The 23,367-nt window shown below is 51.4% G+C and carries 23 protein-coding genes, 1 tRNA gene and 1 rRNA gene; 11 read left to right on the top strand and 14 right to left on the bottom strand.

Features of this window, described 5'->3' with window-relative positions:
* The first annotated feature begins 6 nt into the window (after positions 1–6).
* A complete protein-coding gene (locus tag FFM82_RS11335) occupies positions 7–1,188 on the top strand; it encodes a GNAT family N-acetyltransferase (protein WP_137645924.1) in 1,182 nt (393 codons plus the stop codon).
* A gap of 169 nt (positions 1,189–1,357) precedes the next feature.
* Here FFM82_RS11335 and FFM82_RS11330 read toward each other — a convergent pair whose 3' ends face one another.
* A complete protein-coding gene (locus tag FFM82_RS11330) occupies positions 1,358–1,867 on the bottom strand; it encodes a transcription repressor NadR (RefSeq protein ID WP_137645923.1) in 510 nt (169 codons plus the stop codon).
* Positions 1,868–2,070: 203 nt separating this feature from the next.
* Here FFM82_RS11330 and FFM82_RS11325 point away from each other — a divergent pair, with 203 nt between their 5' ends.
* Positions 2,071–3,498, top strand: coding sequence for a nicotinate phosphoribosyltransferase (locus FFM82_RS11325; protein ID WP_137645922.1), 1,428 nt, complete (start codon positions 2,071–2,073; stop codon positions 3,496–3,498).
* A 95-nt stretch (positions 3,499–3,593) separates the two neighbouring features.
* On the opposite strand, the gene dsdA is transcribed toward FFM82_RS11325, so the two are convergent.
* The 5 genes from dsdA to FFM82_RS11300 form a co-directional block, all read right to left on the bottom strand.
* Positions 3,594–4,901, bottom strand: coding sequence for a D-serine ammonia-lyase (gene dsdA / locus FFM82_RS11320; RefSeq protein WP_137645921.1), 1,308 nt, complete (start codon positions 4,899–4,901; stop codon positions 3,594–3,596).
* Positions 4,902–5,200: 299 nt separating this feature from the next.
* Positions 5,201–6,643 (bottom strand): 6-phospho-beta-glucosidase, encoded by a 1,443-nt coding sequence (locus FFM82_RS11315; RefSeq protein ID WP_137645920.1) that lies wholly within the window; start codon positions 6,641–6,643, stop codon positions 5,201–5,203.
* 17 nt (positions 6,644–6,660) lie between these two features.
* Positions 6,661–8,103 carry a 6-phospho-beta-glucosidase gene (locus FFM82_RS11310; protein WP_137645919.1) on the bottom strand — a complete coding sequence of 481 codons (1,443 nt, stop codon included), beginning with the start codon at positions 8,101–8,103 and terminating at the stop codon, positions 6,661–6,663.
* Between the two features lie 122 nt (positions 8,104–8,225).
* Complete coding sequence (locus tag FFM82_RS11305) at positions 8,226–8,579, bottom strand: PTS lactose/cellobiose transporter subunit IIA (protein WP_137645918.1); 354 nt, start codon at positions 8,577–8,579, stop codon at positions 8,226–8,228.
* 92 nt (positions 8,580–8,671) lie between these two features.
* Complete coding sequence (locus tag FFM82_RS11300; protein WP_137645917.1) at positions 8,672–8,986, bottom strand: PTS sugar transporter subunit IIB; 315 nt, start codon at positions 8,984–8,986, stop codon at positions 8,672–8,674.
* A gap of 187 nt (positions 8,987–9,173) precedes the next feature.
* Between FFM82_RS11300 and FFM82_RS11295 the strand changes: the two genes are divergently transcribed.
* The 4 genes from FFM82_RS11295 to FFM82_RS11280 all read left to right on the top strand — a co-directional run bounded on the left by FFM82_RS11295 (position 9,174) and on the right by FFM82_RS11280 (position 12,152).
* Complete coding sequence (locus tag FFM82_RS11295; RefSeq protein WP_137645916.1) at positions 9,174–9,881, top strand: GntR family transcriptional regulator; 708 nt, start codon at positions 9,174–9,176, stop codon at positions 9,879–9,881.
* Positions 9,882–9,967: 86 nt separating this feature from the next.
* Complete coding sequence (locus tag FFM82_RS11290) at positions 9,968–10,696, top strand: glycosyltransferase family 2 protein (RefSeq protein WP_137645915.1); 729 nt, start codon at positions 9,968–9,970, stop codon at positions 10,694–10,696.
* A gap of 178 nt (positions 10,697–10,874) precedes the next feature.
* Positions 10,875–11,363 carry a hypothetical protein gene (locus FFM82_RS11285; protein ID WP_137645914.1) on the top strand — a complete coding sequence of 163 codons (489 nt, stop codon included), beginning with the start codon at positions 10,875–10,877 and terminating at the stop codon, positions 11,361–11,363.
* 117 nt (positions 11,364–11,480) lie between these two features.
* Entirely contained in the window at positions 11,481–12,152 is a 672-nt protein-coding gene (locus FFM82_RS11280) for a histidine phosphatase family protein (RefSeq protein ID WP_137645913.1), read from the top strand.
* On the opposite strand, the gene FFM82_RS11275 is transcribed toward FFM82_RS11280, so the two are convergent.
* Together FFM82_RS11275 and FFM82_RS11270 are read right to left on the bottom strand one after the other, a co-directional pair.
* Complete coding sequence (locus FFM82_RS11275; RefSeq protein ID WP_137645912.1) at positions 12,130–12,621, bottom strand: hypothetical protein; 492 nt, start codon at positions 12,619–12,621, stop codon at positions 12,130–12,132. The two genes, FFM82_RS11280 and FFM82_RS11275, sit on opposite strands and share 23 nt — an antisense overlap.
* Positions 12,622–12,806: 185 nt before the next feature.
* Positions 12,807–13,640: an HAD family hydrolase gene (locus FFM82_RS11270; RefSeq protein WP_137645911.1), complete on the bottom strand. Its 834-nt coding sequence runs from the start codon at positions 13,638–13,640 to the stop codon at positions 12,807–12,809.
* A gap of 528 nt (positions 13,641–14,168) precedes the next feature.
* Between FFM82_RS11270 and FFM82_RS11265 the strand changes: the two genes are divergently transcribed.
* Together FFM82_RS11265 and FFM82_RS11260 are read left to right on the top strand one after the other, a co-directional pair.
* On the top strand, positions 14,169–15,158 hold the full coding sequence (locus tag FFM82_RS11265) for a ketopantoate reductase family protein (RefSeq protein ID WP_137645910.1): 990 nt from the start codon (positions 14,169–14,171) through the stop codon (positions 15,156–15,158).
* Between the two features lie 74 nt (positions 15,159–15,232).
* The gene (locus FFM82_RS11260; protein WP_137645909.1) at positions 15,233–16,171 is read left to right on the top strand and encodes a DMT family transporter; all 939 of its coding nucleotides are present in this window, start codon (positions 15,233–15,235) and stop codon (positions 16,169–16,171) included.
* Positions 16,172–16,235: 64 nt separating this feature from the next.
* Here the strand turns inward: FFM82_RS11260 and FFM82_RS11255 are convergent, their stop codons facing one another.
* Together FFM82_RS11255 and FFM82_RS11250 are read right to left on the bottom strand one after the other, a co-directional pair.
* Positions 16,236–17,186, bottom strand: coding sequence for an NAD(P)-dependent oxidoreductase (locus FFM82_RS11255; RefSeq protein WP_137645908.1), 951 nt, complete (start codon positions 17,184–17,186; stop codon positions 16,236–16,238).
* Positions 17,187–17,274: 88 nt separating this feature from the next.
* Positions 17,275–18,873 (bottom strand): hypothetical protein, encoded by a 1,599-nt coding sequence (locus tag FFM82_RS11250; protein ID WP_137645907.1) that lies wholly within the window; start codon positions 18,871–18,873, stop codon positions 17,275–17,277.
* 213 nt (positions 18,874–19,086) lie between these two features.
* Between FFM82_RS11250 and FFM82_RS11245 the strand changes: the two genes are divergently transcribed.
* Entirely contained in the window at positions 19,087–19,533 is a 447-nt protein-coding gene (locus FFM82_RS11245) for a flavodoxin (protein ID WP_137645906.1), read from the top strand.
* A gap of 53 nt (positions 19,534–19,586) precedes the next feature.
* Here the strand turns inward: FFM82_RS11245 and FFM82_RS11240 are convergent, their stop codons facing one another.
* The gene (locus FFM82_RS11240; protein ID WP_137645905.1) at positions 19,587–19,808 is read right to left on the bottom strand and encodes an FtsB/FtsL family cell division protein; all 222 of its coding nucleotides are present in this window, start codon (positions 19,806–19,808) and stop codon (positions 19,587–19,589) included.
* A gap of 3 nt (positions 19,809–19,811) precedes the next feature.
* A complete protein-coding gene (locus tag FFM82_RS11235) occupies positions 19,812–20,564 on the bottom strand; it encodes a type I 3-dehydroquinate dehydratase (protein ID WP_137645904.1) in 753 nt (250 codons plus the stop codon).
* A 234-nt stretch (positions 20,565–20,798) separates the two neighbouring features.
* On the opposite strand from FFM82_RS11235, the gene FFM82_RS11230 reads away from it, so the two are divergent.
* A complete protein-coding gene (locus FFM82_RS11230) occupies positions 20,799–22,232 on the top strand; it encodes an amino acid permease (protein WP_137645903.1) in 1,434 nt (477 codons plus the stop codon).
* A gap of 222 nt (positions 22,233–22,454) precedes the next feature.
* On the top strand, positions 22,455–22,928 hold the full coding sequence (locus FFM82_RS11225) for a MarR family winged helix-turn-helix transcriptional regulator (protein WP_137645902.1): 474 nt from the start codon (positions 22,455–22,457) through the stop codon (positions 22,926–22,928).
* A gap of 171 nt (positions 22,929–23,099) precedes the next feature.
* On the opposite strand, the gene FFM82_RS11220 is transcribed toward FFM82_RS11225, so the two are convergent.
* Both FFM82_RS11220 and rrf read right to left on the bottom strand, forming a co-directional pair.
* Positions 23,100–23,172 (bottom strand) — tRNA-Thr (locus FFM82_RS11220).
* A 96-nt stretch (positions 23,173–23,268) separates the two neighbouring features.
* Positions 23,269–23,367 (bottom strand): 5S ribosomal RNA (gene rrf, locus FFM82_RS11215); the annotation flags it as partial.

The raw sequence follows: 23,367 nt of genomic DNA, 5'->3' as shown, positions 1-23,367 counted from the left end.
ATCCACATGGCTTCAACTTACCGCTTAACGAGTGACCACGACCGCGAAGCCTTCTACCAACTTTACCAGTACGCCTTTAATAACCAGGATAGTCCGCAACGGCGGCCCTTTTTCATGGACCGTTACCAGCACGGCTGGATTTACGGCCTGCATGATTACGGGCAACTCGTCAGTGGTCTTTATAGTTTGCCGTTAGCCGTCAACTTTCACGGCGTGACCTACCCGATGAACGGCATCGGTGACGTGATGACCGCGCCAGAATACGCGGGTCAGGGCGGTGCCGGTAAGCTGCTGACGGCCGCGTTAACCGAAATGGCGGAAAAACGGGTGCCACTTTCCTACCTCGCGCCGTTCGCCTATGGTTATTACCGCCGCTTCGGTTACGAACACGTCTTTAATCGTAGTCAACAGGTCATCGCAGCCACCGCGTTGCCGCGCGTTAAGATTTCTGATGCTAGCGGCAGCGTCACCCGTTACGGCAACGAGGGCTTAGCCCTGATCAAGCATTTTTACACCGCCCACCCCCGCAATCACCGTGGCGGGCTCGTCCGTCCCGACTGGTGGTGGCACTACTTAACACTCAAACATACTTGGTCCGTTGCCATTTACCGTAACGCTGCCCAAGTCATTGAGGGTTACTTAATTTACGACCGCCAAGCCACGACCTTTGCCATTCAGGACTGGGCAACCAGTACCGCCACGGCCTTTAACCGGCTGGCTAACTTTGTGACCAAGCACGCGACGACCTTCCAGCAGTTCAGCTATACGGCGCCCGACGCTGAGAACGAGTTCGCCCTATTGGCCGACCCTTACAGCTTGGACGTGCACGTGGAACCATACATGATGGCCCGGATCGTGCTGCTGCACGACTTTCTCGCCCGCTACCCGTTCCGGCAGGACTTCGATTCACTCCGGTTGGCAATCAGCGATCCACTCCTGTTAACCAACCAAGGAATTTGGGCCATCTCGCGCAGAAACGGCCGGCTAACCTGCAACCGCGTTAGCGCCGAACTGACTGGTGCCAGTGACTTACAACTGACGATTCAGCAACTCACCAAGGCCGTCTTCGGCACGCAGTCGCTGACCCACGCACTGGCACACGGCCAGCTAAGCGGTTCACAGGATGCCGCACAAGTTTTGGACCAAGCGTTAGTCAATACCCCGCCAGCTTTACTAGATTACTTTTAGCGCCCGTTTTGGCTACCAATATTTAGAAACAGAAAAGAAGCTGTGACTCATGTCGCAGCTTCTTTTCTACAATTAGCCAAGCCCCAACCGTGACAACCTTCCGCCTTGCCGGTTGGTCCTGCAGCGACTTGAGCGTTGGGAACACAACGCTAGGCACACGCGCTTTCGCTTAATTTTCGTATAAGTAGCCCGCCGCCCGCAGCGTTGCCCGAATGGCAGCTAATTGCTGCGTGGTCTGGTAGCCGATCGTGTGGGTATGCACGCCACCGGTCAACTCGGATAAGAGACGGCCGTGTTGTTCGCGTAAACGTCCCATAAAGAGGTTGACATCACCGACCGTTTGTAGTTCTAACTGGCCGGTTAGCCGCCCGTACAGCGGGTGTTCCACGGCCACGTCCTTGACCACCCCACCGGCGTTGATGATGCGGGTCAGCTCGTCGGCGGCCTGCTCCGGTCGGTGCCGACAAACGACTAAAACCGTCGGCTGGGTGGCCGTTTCCAACTGGTAACCGCGTAAGGTGGCAATTACGGTGAGCCCGTTGGCCCGCAATAACGAAATGTCCCCGACCACCGTTTGACGACTGACTCCCAGTTGCCGCGCCAGCGTACTGGCACTGACCGGTGCGGTCGCGGTCGATAAAGTCGCTTCAATTTGTGTTCGTCGTTCTGAACCGGTCACATCGTTTCCTCCTCACTGAATGGCTTTATTTTACCGCTTTTAGCCCGCATCAGCTACTCAGCGAACAATTTGAGCCCCCAACTAAAGATAAAAAAGAAAAATAAGCGCCTGCCTAACTTTTCACAAGTCCGAAACTGTGCTACACTAATTTCAATTATCAGGGGTGTCAAGACACCTAATCGGAATCAGGAAAGGATTAACTCATGCGTAATTTGTCATTATTAACCGACTTATACGAATTTTCGATGGCTAACGGTTTTCACCACGACCTGCCGACCACCAACGCCACTTTCGACGTCTTTTATCGTCGGGTCCCGGACGCCGGCAGTTTTGTGATCGCCGCCGGTTTACAACAAGTCATTGAAACCGTCCGCGACTTTCACTTTGATGACAGCGACCTCGCTTACTTTCGCCAGCTAGGCTTGTGGGACGCTGACTTTTTAGATTACCTCGCTAATTTTAAATTAGACTGCACCCTTCAAGCCGTCGCGGAAGGAACGCCGGTTTTTCCGCGCGAACCGCTCCTGACGGTCACCGGTCCAATTGAACAGGCCCAGTTACTCGAAACGGTGATTCTGAACATCTTAAATCACCAGTCGTTAATTGCCACGAAATCACGGCGACTGACCTTCGCCGCGGCCGGCCGGCCAATCATGGAGTTCGGTGCCCGCCGTGCCCAGGGGCCCGACAGTGCCATTTACGGGACCCGGGCGGCCGTTATCGGTGGCGCGAAGAGTACCTCGAACGTGCTGGCGGCGAAACTGTTCGACATCCCGGCGGCCGGTACGATGGCGCACAGTTGGATCGAAGCCTTTCCCGACGAACTGACCGCCTTTCGCCAGTGGGCCGCCCGCTACCCGGACAATAGCGCCTTGTTAGTCGATACCTACGACGTGCTTAACTCCGGTGTGCCTAACGCCATTACCGTCTTTAAAGAACTCAAGCGGGCCGGGCACCAGCCGGTTGGCATCCGGATTGATTCCGGCGACGTCACGATATTGGCGCAACAAGCCCGTAAGATGCTGAACAACGCTGGTTTTCCGGAGGCTAAAATTACGATTTCCAACGCGCTTGATGAAACCATCATCACGTCCCTGATTCAACAGGGCGCGCCAATTGATAACTTTGGGATTGGCGAAAAGCTGATTACTAGTGCTTCCACGCCGGTCCTCAGCGGGGTTTATAAACTTGCTGCTACCGAATTAAACGGTCACGTTGAACCAAAAATCAAAGTCAGCGCCAGCCGCGAAAAGTTAACGATTCCCGGCCGGAAACAAGTTTACCGCCTATACCGCAAGGGCACCAAAACGGCCTTTGCCGACCTGATCGCCTTAGAGGACGAACCGGTAACCACGACGGATACCTTGGCCGTCTTTAATAGTGATCCGCTCAGCGTCGATCACGCCCACACCCTGAGCGACTTCGACGCCCGCGCGCTACTCGAACCGGTGACCATTGATACGACGGCGATTAGCGTCAAAACGCTGCGGGCAACTAGTCAACGGCAGCTCTCCGAATTACCACGAGCAACCCAGCGACTGGTAAATCCTGATATTTATCCGGTATACATGACCGCCGCGTTGAGCCGCTTACAAGCCGAACTGCTCCAACGCGCCACCGTTAAAGCTTAACTACAAACCAAAACGCCCGGTTATCGTCAACTCATCGTTGATCATAACCGGGCGTTAGTCGGCGCTTAACTGGGTTTCTTACAGCGCAATTCAGCCTACCAGCCTTCACGGGCTAATAACTGGGCTCCACGTTGGTAATCACGGCGGCGTTCTTCTGGCGGCATCATTTCGCCACCGGTTGCCCAGACCACGTGGGTGACGGTCCGACCCGCAAATTGCGGAAACGCCGTCGTTAACGGGCGTAGCGCGGTAAAACCAGCGGCGGCGGAAGGTTCGACCATCAACTGTTCCGTGTCGAGCAACGCGCTGACGTACGCGAACAGGTCGTCATCGTTGAAGGTCACCCCGGCAAGCAGCAGCGTGCGCATGAGCTTTCCGGCAATCCGCGACGGCCGGCTGACCGCGAGCCCATCGGCCGCCGTCAACCCGTCCAACCCAATATCTTGAACACAAATTTTGTTATTCAACTTGGTCATCATCCCGAGCGTTACCGAGGGCACGTGGGTCGGTTCACAGAAAACCGGGTGCACGTTTGCGCCCATGATCATCTTCAAGCCAAAGGCCACCCCACTGGGACTACCACCAACACCGGCTGGTAGGTAGACGACTACCGGGTGCTCGGCATCGACCCGAATCCCCTGGCGTTTAAACTGGTGTTGCAGCCGCACCGCCGCAACCGCGTAACCTAGGAAGAGGTCGGTCGAGCCCTCGTCATCAATGAAGTGACAGTGGGAATCTTGCGCCGCAGCCTGCCGCGCCATCGGGATGACGCTGGAAAAATCGGTCTTGAATTCCTTGACGGTCACGCCGTTTGCTCGCAAGCGGTCCTTCTTCCAATCGCGGGCGTCGTGCGACATGTAGACGGTCGTTTGAAAACCAAAGCTGGCCGCGGCAATCCCCACACTGAGCGCCAGGTTACCGGTCGACGCCACGATCACCCGGTAACGGGAAAAGAGTCGGTGATAATGCGGTGTGGCCAAAACGGCGTAATCGTCCATGTAGGTTAAATCGGTGTGGGCGAGCGCGACTTGCTCGGCAAACTTCAGAACTTCATAAATGCCACCGCGCGACTTGATCGACCCCGAAACCGGTAGCTCACTGTCGGCCTTCAAAAAAAGTTGGCCGGCTAACGACTGGTGATTTAATTCCGCCCACGCATCCTGCATCTTTGGAATACGCACGAGTGGGGACTCAATTACCCCGTGGGTGGCGCGCGTTTCGGGGAAGACCTTCGCTAAGTACGGGGCAAAGCGTTGCCAGCGGGCGACCGCGTCAAAAATATCCGCCCGTCCGAGCGGCAAGTGCGCCGGTGCACCGTAGTCCGGGTTTTGCCATACTAGCGGTTTGGCGGCCATTAAGTCTTTAATTTGAGGATACTCATCAATCAAGGGTTGTGTTTCCATCGTCGTCCCATCCTTTTTAGTTCGCAGTTAGTCATGTCAGCTTTTCTCACACTTATTCATGCCCGCATTTAACCACATTCCAAGTACGCCGACAAGCCCCGACATCCGCACTGATCCCCCCCATTCAGCGGTTGAAGCCCGTCAGTAAACGTTTTACAGCCGTCCGCCGAAAAACCACCTTAGCGTTAGTTGGGCAACTGACACATCTAAGTCCTGCGACAGGGCGCCAAACCGCAAAAACAGGACGGCCCACCGTTGTGAACCGTCCTGTTTGATCATTCAGTTTAGTAACTTTAAGCCTAAGCAAGGTCCGCCCCGTTAGTCTTGATGACTTTTTGGTACCAGTAGAACGAATCCTTCTTGGAACGGGATAACGTCCCGTTGCCGTCATCGTCCTTATCAACGTAAATGAAACCATAACGTTTGGACATCTGGCCGGTTCCGGCAGAAACCAGGTCAATACAGCCCCACGGCGTGTAACCCAATAGGTCGACGCCGTCCTCGGTAACCGCTTTGATCATCTGTTCCACGTGGGCGCGTAAGTAGTCAATCCGGTACGGATCATGGATCGCCCCGTCTGCTTCGACCTTATCACGGGCACCCAGGCCGTTTTCGACGATCATCATCGGCTTATGGTAGCGGTCCTGCAACCAGTTTAAGGAATAGCGCAGTCCCTCCGGATCGATTGGCCAATCCCACTCACTGGTTTGCAGGTACGGATTAGTGACCGCTTCACCCGCGTAGTGGTACGTCGGGTTATCGGCACTGGCTGCCACCGTGTTGGAGTTATAGTAACTAAAACCAACGTAGTCGACCGTCCCGTCGCGCAAGACTTCGCGGTCTTCCAAGGTAATATCCGCTCGAAAACCGGTCCGCTTAAAGAAGGCTTCCATATTGCGCGGATACTCGCCCCACGCCTGCACGTCCGAGAACCAGTAGCGCCGCTGCATCGCCTTTTCAGCCTGCATCACGTCGGCGGGTTTGGCCGTCAACGGGTAAATCGGTGTCATGTTGATCATGTTCCCAATCTTGAAAGCCGGGTTAATCTTGTGACCGATTTTTACGGCCAAGGCACTCGCAACCACTTCATAGTGCGCCGCTTGGTACATCAGCGCTTCCGCGTCCGGGTCACCCGGGTCAAGGACAATCCCCGAATCGGTGGCGATGGCGAACTGGTTATCGTAAGCCGTCTGGTTGTTAATTTCGTTAAAGGTCATCCAGTACTTAACCTTGTTGCGGTAGCGCTTAAAAACCGTTTCAGCGTAATGGACGAAAAAGTCAATAACTTTCCGGTCCCGCCAACCACCATACTTTTCAATCAAGTGGTACGGCATTTCGAAGTGTGCCAGGGTGACGACCGGTTCAATGCCGTACTGATGACAAGTTGCGAACAACTCATCATAAAACTTTAAGCCGGCCTCGTTTGGTTCAGTTTCATCACCTTGCGGAAAGATCCGGGTCCAAGCAATCGAAGTCCGAAAACATTTAAATCCCATTTCAGCAAAAAGCTTGATGTCTTCACGGTAATGGTGATAAAAATCGATTGCATCGTGGTTCGGGTAGTTTTTCCCAGCCAGGACGCCGGCGGTAATTTCCCGCGGAACGCCGTTTTCCCCCGCCGTCATCACGTCAGCAACACTGACCCCCTTACCACCGGCCTGCCAACCGCCTTCCAATTGATGAGCAGCGACCGCGCCGCCCCATAAAAAGTCTGACCGTAACCCGCTCTTAGTTGTCGTCATCGTCATCCGTCCTTTCGCTACGATAAGTCCGCACCGTTACTTGCAATCACCCGTTGGTACCAGTCGAAGGAATCCTTCTTGGAACGGTCAAAGCTTCCCTGACCGTTATCATCGGCATCAACGTAAATAAAACCGTACCGCTTTGCCATTTCACCGGTACTTGCGGAGACCAGGTCGATACAGCCCCACGGCGTGTACCCAATCAAGTCAACACCGTCTAAGACGACCGCTTCTTCCATCGCCCGAATGTGGTTACGGAAATAGCTAATCCGGTAATCATCGTGGACGTGGCCATCAGCTTCCTTCTTATCATATGCCCCGAAACCATTTTCAACGATAAATTGTGGCAAGTGCCAGCGGTCCTGCATCCAGTTCATCGTGTAACGCAGCCCGGTCGGGTCGATTTGCCAGCCCCAGTCAGATTTCTGAAGATAGGGATTTTCAACGAAGTCGTCCGGTTCCTTAAAGTCGTAATCCTGATCCCCGGCTTTACCCCGCGTCACAAAGGACATGTAGTAACTAAAGCCGACGTAGTCAACGGTCCCAGCTTTTAAGGTCGCTAGGTCGGCCGCCGTAATGTCTAAGTCAAAGCCCTTGCGTTCAAAGTATTTCGGCAGCCAGTTCGGGTAAACGCCGTTGCAATGCACGTCGCCAAACCAGTAACGCTTCTGCATCGCGCGTTCAGCCATCATCACGTCGGCCGGTTTAGCAGTCAACGGGTAAATTGGGCACATTGCGACCATGCAACCAATCTGAAAGTCGGGATTAATGGCGTGACCGGCCTGAACCGCCAAGGCGCTGGCTACCAATTCGTAATGGGCGGCTTGATACATCGCTTCTTCCCAGTTATCGTCTTTGTCCAACTGCAACCCGGAGTTTTGTAATAACGGGTGCGGATCCGACCAAGCCGTTTGGTTATTAATTTCATTAAAGGTCATCCAGTACTTAACCTTATCGCGGTAACGGTTAAAGACCGCTTTTGCGAACCGCACGAACAAGTCGATCAGCTTACGGTTACTAAAACCACCGTAGGCCTTTACCAAGTGGTACGGCATTTCAAAGTGTGATAAAGTAACCACGGGCTGAATGCCGTGTGCCAGTAAGTCGTCAAATAGGCGGTCATAAAATTGGAGCCCCGCTTCGTTTGGTTCCAGCTCGTCACCATTTGGAAAAATCCGCGTCCAGGCGATTGAGGTCCGGAAACACTTGAAGCCGAGTTCTTCAAATAGTTGGTCATCTTCAGGGTAACGGTGATAAAAGTCGTTGCCCCAGTGGTTCGGGTAAACTTCCCCGGCTTGAACGCCGTCAGTCACTTGCCGGGGTACGCCGTTGCGGCCGGCGGTCATGACGTCAGCGATGCTAACGCCCTTACCATCCGCTTGCCAAGCACCTTCTAACTGATGAGCAGCCACCGCACCACCCCACAAGAAGTCCTTGGGCATTTGATATCCAGTTGCCATGTTAAATCCCTCCAAAATCCAGTTGAATTCGTTTGTTAAGTAGTCAAAGCAATCCTGATTCTCAAAAAAGGACCCGAACGGTTACCAAAAGTGGTCATCGCCCGGGTCCCCAGTCAGGACGCTTACTTTGCTTCGACAGCGGCTAGCCGTCGATAAACGTCGACCACTTCGCCCGCTAAATCACGGAACGTGATGGCGTTCATCATGTGGTCTTGTGAATGGACCAGTAACAGCGAAACGTGGGTGTGATCTCCCTGCGCTTCGGCCGTCAACATGGCCGTTTGTGAGTTATGTGCTTCCGTCAAGAAGTTATCGGCTTCCTTTAGCTTGGCATCCGCCGTTTCGAAGTCACCGGTTTTGGCTGCCTTGATGGCTTCAAAGGCGGAACTTTTAGCGTTGCCACCGTTTACGATTAGGCCCATAATAGTTTCTAGACTGGCCTCAGTTTCTTGCGGCGCTTGTTGTTTTTCTGACATTCCACTTCATCCTCGTTTATGAATTTAAATTAAAAGGCTATCAGGCCGGCGTGGTTAATTATCGTGGTCTGATAGCAAGCAACCGCCTAAACTTATTTCTTGGCTAACGCGGCTTGGGCTTCCCGTAACACTTTTTCACCGTTCATCATGCCGTAATCCTGCATGTTGATGACTTCAACTGGGATGTCCACGCGCTTTTGAAAATCACTAAGCATGTAGCGGACTTGCGGTCCAAGCATTAAAATGTCGGGATCTTTTTCTAAAATCTTGCCATCCGCATCGCTGGCAGCGGTTGCAAAAATTTCAACGTCAACACCGTCCGCTTCCGCAGCCTTTTGCATCTTTGAAACTAACAGTGAAGTTGACATTCCGGCAGAGCATACTAACATAATTGTTTTTTCGGCCATAATAAACACGCTCCTAGATAGTTTAAAAAATTAATTGTGGCAAGCGGTTGCTTTAATAAACCGCTTTCATTACAATTAGAATTATAAGTCATGGGTACAAATTTGACAAGCGTTATTAATGAATTCAGACCGATTTATTGAATTGGTACCCATAAATATTTAATCAAAAAAAGGAAGTGAACGATCCATGTATCGCGACATTGCGACCAAACTTGTTAACGCCATTCAAGACGGCCAATTTGAGACCAAGTTGCCGACCGAAGCTCAGTTAATGGAACGGTTCCACGCCAGCCGAAATACGATTCGCAAGGCCATCGACCTCGTTTACCAACAAGGACTTCTGCGCCGGGTTCAGGGAAGTGGCTACTACATTACGAACATTCAGTTGCGGCACAAAACGGTGGTCAACTTATCCGCCCGTTCACTTTATAACAGCAACTTGCACCCCCGCGACTTGGAATCACAAGTCTTAACGTTCGACACGGTCAAAAGCAACACGACGTTCAGCCGCCAGTACGGGATTCCGACCGACGAAGAGCTTTACCGGGTCACCCGCTTGCGGTATTGGCACGACCAACTTTACTGCCTTGAAAAAGCCTACTATTTACGGTCCGTTGTCCCCTACCTGTCGCCCGAAGCGGTCAACTCCTCCATTTGGGATTTTCTGAGTGAGGCGTACGGCATCGGTGTGGCTAACAGCGATGACTACCTCTCACTGGCAAGGCTGACTAAGGAAGAGGCCCTTTTGATGGACCTCGAGGAGGGCGCCACTTACATGGCCCTCGATTCGGCCAACTATTATAAAAATAACGGTTTATTGAACTTCTCACACACCATTTTTGTTTATCCGGACCTAGCACTGTATTTCCACACGACCAACCTTGCGAATAATTAACGAGAATTTAAGGCTAACGCTATAATTTAACGGTGATTTATGGTTATAATGGTGGGAGTATCTCATTTTGTGATGGAGGAATTCGTTTGTCAGCACCCCTTTTTTCCGTGGTTGTTCCCGCGTACAACCAACATAAATTTATTAATAGTTGCTTGAAGAGCCTGCAAAACCAAACGGTGACCGATTTCGAAGTATTCGTGGTGGACGATTGTTCGACCGACGATACCGCCGACCAGATTGCCGCTTTTGTGGCCCGTGACAACCGTTTTCACCTGGTTGCGCACGCCCATAACCGCGGGGTTTCCGCTGCTCGAAACTCGGGAATGGCACGAGCACACGGTCAGTACCTCTGCTTCATCGACGGTGACGATTGGGTCGACACCAACTTTCTCGCCAACTTCCAAGCGGCTTACCGTGACCACCCCGGTAGCCAACTCGTAATTTGTGACCATTACGGCTACCTGTCCGTCCCGAGCAAGTCCAAAGTTTACAATCAAAAACAGCTAATTGACAACATTAACTTCGGCACGGTCGGCGGCTTTGCGTGGAATAAGTGTTTCATCCGTGAAATCATCACGGACCATCAACTTAAATTCAACGAAACCATCGACTTTCTTGAAGATCAATTATTTGCTTTTCAATATGCCAACTATGTGCACCAAGCACCCTACATCGCAACCAAAACGTACCATTACCGGTGGCGGTTCCGGAGTAACCTGGCGCATTTCGGGATTCCTTTTTTCGTGGCGCGCCGCAAGATGCTCAAACTATTGAAGCAACAACCGACCGCCGTTCCCGACGACGATTTGAAATAATAGCCAATACCAACCCCCGGGATAAAACCGTGACACCTGTCGTGGCTTTGTTCCGGATTTTTTTGCTACTTTTGAAAACGGTTTCATTAGCAACGTTAACTATGCTATGCTAATTAGAGAACCGCTAATGACGGCGGTGGTTGCCCGTCGCCCACCTACTGCGAAAGAAGGGATTCCCATGAAAACACCGGGTCATAAAAACAAACTGAGTTACTTTCTGATTGCCGGTGGTGCGCTGTTGCTGCTACTGATTATCCTAATTATCAACCGGCCGAGCTTGCGCGAACGATTAGTGGCCAAAAACTGGTACCTCTTTGACGACACTACCGTCACCTTAAAAATGAACGATACGACGGCCACAGCCAAGGACCGGCTCTTTTCTAGCGATGGTGGTCGCACGCGTCACGCGCAGGCCCACGTCATTTTTTACCATAATGGGACCGGTAAAATCGTTCAAAGCAAGCGGGTCACAGCGTTTAAGTGGACGTTAACTAAGAACGTTGTCACCTTAAAACCGGCTCACCAGTCAACCATTCACTGGACCTTAGCGCGGACCAGTGGCAAAGTTGCCGGCCAGCATTTTAAGGGTTACACCGTCGCTTCGGACGATCATTCGGGCCACCTGTTCGTTGGGACCGGGTTTCTATTATATAAACGCTGGTTTTAGGTACTGGCTGGATACCCCGTAATAAACGGACCCACCATTATTCATCATTAAAGGCTTGTTCAATCCCCACGCCCGCCTTACAATTAAGCTAGATTACTTTTCAAAGGAGGAATCCGCGTGGCAACGATTCACTTATACCTCGTCCGACACGGCGAAACCGAACTTAACGCGGCCGGACGCCTGCAAGGCATTTACGACTCACCCTTAACCCCGAACGGCGTCCGTTCCGCACAACGGTTAGCGCGGATGCTGGCACCGGTCCACTTTGACGCGGCCTACACCAGTGATTTGGGGCGGGCCCAACAGACGGCCCGCATCATCACCGACCTCCACCCCGAAATAAAAAAACCGACGATTGACGTCGGTTTACGTGAATTCAATTTTGGTGGCCTTGAAGGCACTAAGAATCGTTGGATCGTTAACCAGGTCCGCAAACAGCTCGGCATTGGTACTTTCGTAAAGCTGGTACTCAGCCGCGAACGCTTTGCGACCTTACTGTGGGTCTTCAACTCGCTGGACCGGACCCGTGGTGCCGAAACCTTAGTCGGCGTGACCGACCGGATCAGTCGCACCCTGCGCCGAATCAGCCTTTACGAACAACAGGACGGCCGCGATAAGAACGTTCTGGTCGTCGCACACGGTCTAGTTCTGAGCGCCTTTCTATACCAGATCAGCCCGCGCGAACTGCCAGCTCGGCTATTGAAAAATACGAGTGTTAGTCGGGTCGACTACACGGCCTCAGGGTTCCAGTTAGTGGATATTAACGTTACGCCGACTCGTCGGACCTAGTGGTTTCTAAGGTCTGGGCCGTTTGATAACAAGTCCGGAACTGCAACCGCGCTTGAATTCCAAAGAAGGCCTTGATTTTACGCTGAAGTTCCTGGGCGGTCGCGTGAACGACTTCGTCACTGCCCCCCTGTTGGCCGATAATCACAAGTACCCGGCTACTCTTTTTATTCAAATTAGCGGGCAACGGATTGGCGGTCAAGTCTTGTAACGCCAGCTTATCCGGCGTGACTTTAACCTGAACCGTCGTTCCGCCTAAGGCCGCCATATCCCAAGCCTGCATCGAAATTGCGTGGCGACTACCGATTAACTGCAGTAAGTCTGCCAAGGCGCTCTGGGGCTGGGCGACCGGAATCGCCTGCATACTAAGTTGTTTTTCGATTGCCGGGTTGAGTTCCCGATTATCCAAGTTAGTCATGGATAAAATGGCTAACGGGGTCGCCACCCGCGCCGGTAAAAGATCGATTTTCAACATCATCACTCCTAAAAACACTGCTCGTGGGACACTGAGCCCAACGGCACCCTTACTTAGTTTGCCAAATTTTATTCAAAAGTCAATTATCCACCCCACAAATTGCGGGAATCTTACAAACTTATTAACAACTAAAAGGGCCCGCTTAGCGCGCGCCCTTTTAGTTTGGTTACCGAATCAATCGCTCAATTTTTTTGTTCTTCCGGTTGCCCTTCAAAATAATTTTCTAAGAATTTTGCTAACCCGTCGTTATAGTTGGTATCAGTTTCATAATTAGCCACTTTTTTTACTTGCGGCAAGGCGTTGCCCATCGCCACGGAATAGTTGGCTTCGGCCATCATGCCCACGTCGTTCATCCCATCACCGAAGACAAAGGTGTGGGCGGCGTCAACGCTGAGTTCGCGTTGAATCTGCTTGATCGCCGTCCCCTTATCAACGCCCAGCGGAATTAATTCCAAGTTGCTGGGGTTCGAGGAAGACACCCGCAAGAGCTTACTACCGACTAACTTTTCACGGGCCGCGTCCAAGCGGGAAATGTCTTCCCGACTTAAAATGACCCCGTTCGTGATTTCATCTTCAATTCGGGCAAGCTGGCTAAAACTCTTAATTTCTTCATAACCGATCGCCGCGACCCCGGCATCAAAGTTAGCGGCGTTGCGGGCAATAAAGCGTGGAATCTGTTCCGTATAGTAGGCCTTGTCCGGCGTAAAGAGCATCATTGGTAAGTTATCGCGCCGCGCCACTAAGTAGGCTAATTCGACCGCCGCGCCCCCCAGCTTAGTCACTTCGCGGCCAGCGATTCCGTCAAAAACCGCCCCGTTGGAAGTGACCAGCTGCACGTCGTCGTTGAGCTTGTCGCGGACCGTTGCGGCTAATTTATACATCCGCCCGGTCGCAATGTAGAACTGAACGTCCCGTTGTTGCAGGCGCTCAATGGTCGCCTTGGTTCGTTTTGATACGTATTGATGGTCCGTTAATAAGGTCCCATCAATGTCCATAAAGACTAGGTAATTTGGCATGTCTAACCCTCCCACAATTTTACACTTATAATTGTACGCTATTCACACTCAGAATGGAAATCGCTTTCAAAACGAGTGCGGCTTTTCTTCAATCTGAAGAAAGTAAAGTTAAATCCAACTTTTATGACCATTTATTTAACAGTTAACGAAAGATTATTAATGATTTTTAAAAATAATTGACAATTACGCGCAAGGCGGGTAGATTAAAGAACAATTAATATTTGATGATAAACGTGTGATCAGTTAGTAACGTTAGCCATCATGGTTCAAGCGAGTCTGGAACGGTGCGAGCAGACAACCGGCGCTAACGCGAATATCCACTGTGAACGGTCCGGGTGAACTAGCGTAACCTGGGCTGGCCCGCACCCATTACCGTGCGCCGGATCATGATTGGTCCGCACAAGGTCAAGTCCGCAATGGCTTGATGAATTACCGGTGGTAACACGCGTCAGCGCCCGGCAGGCTTCGGTCTGCCGGGCGCTTTTTTATCAAAATTAATTAAATTCATATTAAAGGATGGTCATACATATGCATTTTACAGTACTCGGCGCAGGTGCCATGGGATTACGTTACGGGGTTTTATTACAGGAAGCTGGCAACCAGGTCGACTTTGTCGATACTTGGCAGGCCAACGTTGACCGGATTCACCAACAGGGCGGTGTTTACGTCTCACGCGACCACGCAAACCGTCACCTGGTTCCGGTAAAAGTCGTGTTGCCCGAAGACTACCATGATGATCCGGACGTTTGGGTGGTCTTCACGAAGCAGATGCAGTTGGCGGACTTCCTGACCCGCACCGCCCACGCGTTCAACCAGAACCAATACGTCCTGACCTGCATGAACGGGATGGGCCACGTTGAAAAACTGCTGAACTACTTCCAACCGGAAAAATTATTGGCCGGTACCGCGCTGGTCGCGACCGTCTTAAACGGCCCCGGCGACGTTGACTTTATCGGTGCCCGCGGTGCTGGTACCATGAACCTGGCCAACTATACTGAACAACCGGACGACATGACCCACCGGATCGTGGCTGAACTGGAAAAGTGTCAGTTCCACCCAAATTTAACCACCAATTTCCGGGGTACCCTGCTCGCCAAGGTGGTGTTCAATTCGGTCGTCAACACGTTGTGCACCCTCTTTGAGATCACGATGGGGGAATTTGCCGCCTACCCGGGTGCTGATGATCTGAGTCGCCAACTGATCAACGAAGCCTACGACGTTTGTGAACGCGACGGCGTGACGATGCTCAACACGCGGGCCGAAGAGTTAGACTCGGTCAACTACGTCAGCAAGGTGGCCAACCCGCTCCACTACCCGTCCATGTACCAAGACATGAGCCACAACCGGCCGACCGAAGTCGACTACATCAACGGCTACCTGGTTAAGTTGGGCCGTAAGTATCATTACGACGCCAAGACCCACGCCTTTTTGACCCACCTGGTCCACTTGGCCGAAACCACCCGCCAGGCAAACGCGGCCCAGACCGCCGCGGCACCGACCCAGGAAGCCAGTGCGTAACCAAACTTTCCTTTCTAAGTCCAAATCAGGTACAATGGATGGATAATGATTGACTTAGGGAGGGTCGCCACATTATGAACCGTCAGTTAAAGGGCATCCTGCTCGCCAGTGTCAGCGCCACGTTTTGGGGCGTTGCTGGTGCAATTGCCCAAACACTTTTTGATACGACCGATATCACGTCGGTCTGGTTGACCGGAATCCGCATGGGCGGCGCCGGTATCGGGTTATTCATCATCAGCCTAGTCACCCACGTTGATTTGTGGACGATTTGGCGCCACCCGCGCGATTGTTTTCAAGTTGTCGCCTACGCGCTCTTCGGGCTGATGCCGGTCCAGTTCACCTACTTTCTAGCCGTGGAAGCTAGTAACGCGGCGACCGCCACGATCTTACAATTCACCGGCCCGGTTTTTATCGCCCTATGGATGGTGGTCGCACACCGGCAACTACCGACGCGATCGGAAGGCCTAGCCATTTTATTGGCGTTACTCGGCGCGTTTTTATTAGTCACGCACGGTAACCCGGCCACCCTAGTCATTTCCGTCTGGGCCTTACTTTGGGGCCTGCTTTCAGGCGTCACCTCGGCCACCAATACGCTGATTCCGGCCAAGTTATTGACCAAGTACAGCCCGATGGCAATCAACACCTGGTCGATGATTCTGGGTGGCATCCTGTTCAACCTAGTCCAACCAGTCTGGACGATTCAGGTGCCGATGACCGTGACCAACGTTAGCAAGTTGGCGTTCGTGATCCTATTCGGAACGCTCCTCGCCTTCCTGTTCTTCTTACAAAGTCTCCAGTACATCCGGCCGACCGTCGTCAGCTTACTTGACGCTTTTGAACCGCTCTCCGCAACGGTTTTAGCGGTGCTAGTCCTCGGCGTCAGCTTCGGTTGGTTAGACCTGCTTGGTAGTATTCTGATTATCAGCACGGTCTTCATCTTGGCTATCGGCCAAGCCCCAAATGACCGTACAAAGGCCAACTTCCGCCGCAAGCGGTCCCGGGAATCCTCTTAACTTTGTAAACTAAAAATAACCGCCCCTCAATCAAATGATTGGGAGGCGGTTTTACTTATTCAGGTTAATAACCACGCTGCAGGTCAACCTGGTGGCTGGCTAACGTGCCGGTTTGCGACCACTGCGTCAGGTTCGCGTAAAAAATGTTAAAGACCGTGGTTTTAAAGTGGGCGATCTGACCGGAAACGTGCGGCGTGATAATGACGTCGTCGCGTTGCCATAACGGGTCATCCGCAGCCAGTGGTTCCGGATCGGTCACATCCAGCACGGCACCACCTAATTGATGTCGATCCAGCGCCGTGACCAAGTCCGCGGTCACCACCGCGGGGCCCCGACCAACGTTGATTAGAATTGGCTGCTTAGTCGCCGCGTTAAACAGTGATTCGGCAAACAGCCCCCTCGTGGTCAGCGTCAGCGGCAGGGCGTTGACGATAAAGTCGGCTTGTGCAACCGCCGCCTGATGGGCGCCCAACGCGACGGTCGTTTTGAAACCCGCTGCCGGGTGACCAGTGGTGTTGACCCCGGTCACGTTCATTTGAAAGACCGCGGCCTTTTTGGCGACCGACTGGCCAATCGCACCGGTCCCAAAGACCAGTAATTGCCGGCCGGTCAGGGTCGTCGTCTTGACCGGCAACGCCCACTGACGGGCGCCCAGTTGATTACGCAACGCGGCTTGGTACCCGCGGACGAACATTAACATCCCACCCAGGACGCTTTCACCAATTGCGTCAGCGTGAATTCCACTGGTATTGGCCACCAACGTCTGGTTCGCTTTAAGGGCTGCTAAGGGCAACTTGTCGACCCCGGCAGAAATCGTCTGAACGAATTTCAGCTGGTTGGTGGGCCGGGCTAAAATCGTCGTGACAATTGGATCGTAGCCAAAAACCACCTGAACATCATCGTAATCCGCCGGCGTTAATTCGCTGACGGTTTTAAACTGCCAGTCAGCGTAATGCGCTTTTAAAGTTGCTGCATCGGCTGGTTTGAGTGTTTGAATCATTAACATCGTTGGCATCGCTATTCCCCGTTTCATCATTAATTTTAAAAAACCAGTCCGTTCCGCTAAGGCTGCGGACGAACTGGTTTAAATAATCCCTAACTACTTAATTATTAGCCGTACCAGTTTGCTGGTCCGCTGCTTGACCGGTTTGATTGCCAGCGGTGGTTCCGTTAGTCGTCCCATCGGTCGTTCCGGTACTTCCAGTCGGCGTACTTGACTGGGTTGCCGGTTGCGCCGAACCCGTTGCGGCACTATTAGCCGAACTCGTTTGGGTACTGTCGGTGGTCGTCGTGCTAGAACTGTCCGCACTGGAAGTAGCCGTGACGCTGCTGGACGCTGCAACGCTTGATTCGGAACTTTCAGAATAAGTCGAACTGCTGTCGCTTTCAGCCGCCGTGCTGCTGGCCGCCGCACTATTTTGGTCAGCTAACGCCTTACGGTCAGTCGTCAGCTGCTTATAATCATCGGCCGCCAGTTGCGATTTCTTCCGGTACGCTTTTAAGTTTGCAAGCACCGTGTCGACTTGACTAGACGGCGTTTCCGGGTTTAACTTACCGGCCTTAGTGTAGAGCGCCTTAAAGTCTTGGTGATACTTAACGACCTTCTTAACGATTTTTCCGGTCGCTTCAAACTTACGATCGTACTTCTTCGTAAAGTAGGTCTTACTACTGGTCAACCCCGCAACCGCCAAACTTTGCCGGCCCTTAGTGATCGTATCCATCGTTACCTTGGCGTTGATCAGGCCGTTATCGTTCCGCAAATTCTGGTAGCGCGTCCGCACTGCCAACATTTTCTGGGCGTAGTCGTGCTGTTGTTGCAGTGAATCCTTATCACTGGATTCCTTAAGCCCGTCAATGTCGGTCTGCAATTGTTGGACCTGCTTAGTCGTGACGCTCGCCCGAATGTCGCGTTGGTCGTCAGAAACGTAAATCTTGCTGATCAACCGCTCGGCATCGGCCTTGGCACTCGCCTGCTGACGCTTAGCGTTACTCCACATTAGTAATGCCCCCGCAAAAGCAATGACTAAAATCGCTAAGCCCGTAAGTACCCATTTCCAACTAGAACGGCTGGGTTTCTGGTGACCACGGATTTCCGTTGCTTTTCGCTTTAAATGCGGATTCTGATCTTCACGCCGCGGCGTACGTTCGGGTTGGGCCGGCGTCGGTTGCGTTGCTTGCTCACTTTCCGGTGCCCGCTTTTTCTTATTTGGATCAACGCCACCGTTGGGCTGCTGATCACCGTACAACGCTTCGCGGGACAACGGCAATTCCGGCGTGTCCTCATCGTTATACGTAGATTCGACCCCGCGAACCCGAATCGGCGGAACCGGGACTTCCGAAGTCGTCGGCGCTGCTGACGCTGCCGAAGCGGGCGCCGAGCGCCGCGCCGCACTGACCGGCTCAACTTTAATCGGGGCTTGCGACGTCTCCGCTTGTTCGTGATGTGGCACCTTAATAACATCGTTCGCTTTAGCCGCGGCCGAAGTCGTTGAATGCTCACTTTCTTCCTTCACGTCGTAAACCAGCGGAATTTCATCGTCACTAGCCGGTTGCTGCGTTTTATTGACCGAATCCTTTTTCGGTGGCTGGTTATCATTCTTAGTTACTGCTTGTGTGTCATCATCATTATCATCTGGCAACGGCTCGGTCATTGACCGCCATAGCCGCTTACCTAAATGCGATTGTTTGTCATCTTTTGCCAATATCCCCGCTCCTTGCCCATTGTTCAGTTCGCTGCCGGCGCTGGCGTTTACCGCGCCGTTCTTAACGAACGATATACTTTAAATTATAGCATGGAATCGATTGGTTCGGCACGTTAGTCAGTCCGCTTTTCATAATCCTACCGGGAGCGCTTAATATTCAGCGCGTCTTCTGCTATAATCGGGTTATCCAAAGATTGAAAGTGGGGACTTAATATGGCTACTGCCAAGGTTATTTTTGCAACGATTACGGGTAACAATGAAGACGTTGCCGATATTATTACGGAAAAGTTTGAACAGTTGGGCGTGGACGTCACTAAAGAGGAAATTTCTCAGGCAGATGCCACGGAATTCGAAGACGTTGATATTTGCGTCGTAGTTCCTTACACTTACGATCAGGGTGCCCTTCCCGAAGAAGGCCTCGACTTCTATGACGACCTTCAAGAACTTGACCTGAGTGGCAAAATCTTCGGCTGTGCCGGTTCTGGTGACACCTTCTATGAAGAAGACTATTGTCGTGCCGTGACCGACTTCAGCGCCGCCTTCAAAAAGGCCGGTGCCACTCAGGGAGCCAGTGACGTCTTCGTCAACCTGGCCCCCACTGCTGAAGATATTGAACACCTTGACGCCTTTACCGAACAACTGGTTAAGGCCCAAGCCTAGTCATTAGTAAAAAACGAGCCCCGGATTTGCGTGTGCAAATCCGGGGCTTTGATTTACTTACTTTTCCGTGTCAACCACCACTGGCGACAATAGTTATATCCGGCTTCAACAATAAAGAACAGGACCGTGATCTCCACCGTCGCTAGTAAGTAAGTCCAAAAGTGGTAACCGGTTTTGCCGATCCATAAGTCGTAAGGCCCCTGAATCAATAAAAAATAGACGATTAGGGTATTTAAGATATAACGGGTATGGCGCCAAATCGAATGCCACTTCATTTTTTATACTCCTTCTGTCGTTGCCAACGTCTGAATTGCTTGTTTCAACTTGCTAACGGGTAACTGATTACCAGGACCGGCGTGACCAACCCGCCCAATCGCAATGGCCGAACCCGTCAACTGACCACAGACGGCGTTAAACCGGCCTAGGGCGCCGCTAGCACTAGCCACGACCGGTAACGCTAACTGGTCACGAGCCGTAGCAGTCGCCGTCATTAACGCCAAAATAGCCGCGGTAGACTGGCCCGCAATCGTGACCCGGGCAACGTCGGCTCCCGCCGCGGCCATTTGCCGGTAGGCTGTCACCATTTCTGGTGCCGTCGCGCTATCGGGTAACGTTTGGCTAATGCACAGTTTTACATCGTTTGCCCGCATCTGGTGAGTCAGCGTCCCGTAATCCAACTGACTGATCATTTCAAAGTCAACGTCTAACGCAACGACCGCCCGGTTATTGATCAGTGTCAGACAAGTCTGGTAGTACTTCTCAGCGGACATGGTCGTCGCCGGATGTTTAAACGCCGCCACGACCGGAATCGTCCCCAAAACTTGCCGCAACTGGCTAGCCGTGTTAATTAACTCCGCCCGGTTATCCAGCTCCTGGTAAGCCCCCAGTTGCCAAATAACGATTTCAGCAGCGGAGGTCAAAACTTGACCAGCCTGTCCCATCAAAGTTTGGCGGTCAGCTGCCGCAATGACGACCCCCACTTTAGGTGTTCCTGAAGATAAGTCGACCGTCCCAATCGTGACTGTTTTCAAAATGATTCCTGCTTTCTTAATCAGTTTAGCACGCCACCCTCGCTGGCTGGTATGCGTAACGTTGGTAATTTTACTATTCTATTTAACAATAGCAAACTTTCGCCGTTTTATCAGCTATAATTCATTTTTCACGCGAATTTTTAAGCACTTTCTCAAATTGAAAAATAGTTATTGTCAGCGCTTCCATTTTCGTTTTAAAATTAGTTATCTTAACACAAAAAAGAGGTCAGGAAAATGAAAACTGAAAAGCAGCTCCGATGGTCAAACATCGCATTAATCGCCTTCGTCTCGGTCTGGGGACTCGGTAACGTGGTTAATAACTTTGCGTTACAGGGACTGTCCGTGATCACCTCGTGGATTTTGATCATGATCATCTACTTCATTCCCTACACGCTGATTGTGGGTCAGCTTGGTTCAACCTTTAAGGAAGCTGAAGGGGGCGTGTCTTCGTGGATCCGGGCAACTAGTACTAAGAAGTTAGCCTACTACGCCGCCTGGACGTACTGGATCGTCCACATTCCCTACTTGGCACAAAAGCCTCAGGGGATTCTAATTGCCTTTAGTTGGCTTTTCCGCGGTAACGGGAACTTTGTTAACACCGTTCCGGCAATTGTGGTCCAAGGTATTTGTTTAGCACTTTTTCTATTCTTCCTTTGGATCGCATCCTTGGGGTTAACGACTCTGAAACGAATCGGGAGCGTTGCCGGTACCGGAATGTTCATCATGTCGATTCTATTCATTATTTTAGCCGTATCAGCACCATTAATGACCAAGGCAACCGTTCAAACCCCGAACATGACCTCCATCAAGTCGTACTTACCAAAATTTGACTTTGCCTACTTCACCACGATTTCAATGCTGGTCTTCGCCGTGGGGGGTTCCGAAAAAATCTCCCCGTACGTGAATAAGACCAAAAATCCGGGCCGTGAATTCCCGCTCGGCATGTTAGTTCTCGCCGGGATGGTTGCGGTCTGCGCGTTACTTGGTTCCTTTGCCATGGGGATCCTGTTCAACTCACACAACATTCCCGAAGATTTGATGGCAAACGGTGCCTACTACGCATTCCAACGCCTCGGTGCCTTCTACCACGTTGGTAACTTTTTCATGATTCTCTACGCGTTTGCAAACGTTCTGGCCCAAGTTTCCGCTCTAGCCTTTTCAATCGACGCACCGCTGAAGATTTTGTTGGGTGATGCCGACCCAGAATTCATTCCGAAGAAACTAAGTAAGATGAACAAAAAGGACGTGCCGGTCAACGGTTACTTAATGACGGGAATTTTAGTCAGCATCCTGATTGTAATTCCGGCCCTCGGTATTGGCAACATGAACGAATTATATAACTGGTTATTAAATCTTAACTCGATCGTCATGCCGATGCGCTACCTCTGGGTATTCCTCGCGTACATCTTATTGAACCAGCACCTCAAACAGTTTAAGAGTGAATACATGTTCTTGAAGAACCCACTCACCGGGAAAATCGTTGGGGCTTGGTGTTTCTTCTTCACCGCCTTTGCCTGCATCCTCGGGATGGTACCAAAGACTTCTCTTTCAGCCAACCCAAGCGGCTGGTGGTTCCAATTAACCTTAAATATTATTACCCCATTAGTTTTCATTGCCTTAGGGATGATTTTACCGTTAATCGCACGCCGGGGCCGGGCGAAAGCCTAACCCAACAAAAAGAAGCTTTTAGAAGATTATTCTAGAAGCTTCTTTTTGTTTTTAAGTAACGATTCAAATAATAACTTTTATTAATATTTTTATAAGCGACAATCGTTATTTTACCATTCGCACTAATTTTGCGTTATTATCTAGGTTGATATCGGTTTCATTACCGTTAACGGTTTTAACACTTAAAATGTAAGCACTGATTGCGATTAAGGAGGTTTAACCATGGAAAGCATCACACCCGTATTCGATGATTTTTTAAGAGACTACGCAACCGTCTTGCGTTACATGAATCAACAGATCGCAGCACCACTCAGTGAGTATCACCTCACCTTTGACACGTTTCTCATCATGCACGAGATTGCGACTAGCGTTAGGCCCATCTTATTAATGGACATCGCCAACAGTCACCACGTCTCGCGCAGCGCCATTTCACGGCAAATCAGTATTTTATTGAAATACGACTACGTTTATCAAGTTTCCAACCCGAATGATCGGCGTCAAAAAAGTTTACTACTTACTGAACAGGGGAAAGAAATCGACAACGTCTTAACCGGCGCCATGCAAACGATTTTTAGTCAGTGGACCAAAAAATTGGGTAAGCGCCGGATCAATAGCCTCCTTAGCTTGCTCGGTGACTTTACCCGCCAGATTATTGTTCCGGCCTATCAAAAGAGCGACCGGTCAACCGAACACTAACCTTACTGATTAACAAGCCGGCCTGAAGCACTAGCAGTGCCATTCTGATACTTCCGCTGGTAAGTATTAATACTCAGTCAAAATAGCAACCGGGACGCACACCGTTAGCTTTATCACTAACGGTGTGCGTCCCGGTTTTTTGGCTAGTGTGCCTTAATTTCATTACTTTAAAGCCGTTTAGCAGATTTGAACTGCTGACCTCTTCCTTACCATGGAAACGCTCTACCTCCTGAGCTAAAACGGCAAAATTCTTTGTCTAGTATACCAAACTATTAGCCGTGACAAAAGGTTGACCGCATAATGGTATAAAAAAAGAACCAACCGTAGTTGATTCCAAATTGCATGGCAACGTCCTACCCTCGCAGGGAGCGATCCCCCAACTACTCTCGGCGCTAAGAAGCTTAACTTCTGTGTTCGACATGGGAACAGGTGTATCCTT

Source organism: Lactiplantibacillus plajomi (assembly GCF_005405405.1).
Lineage (GTDB): Bacteria > Bacillota > Bacilli > Lactobacillales > Lactobacillaceae > Lactiplantibacillus > Lactiplantibacillus plajomi.
The sequence above is the reverse complement of the archived record's forward strand: the minus strand, read 5'-3'. Positions and strand labels throughout refer to the sequence as shown.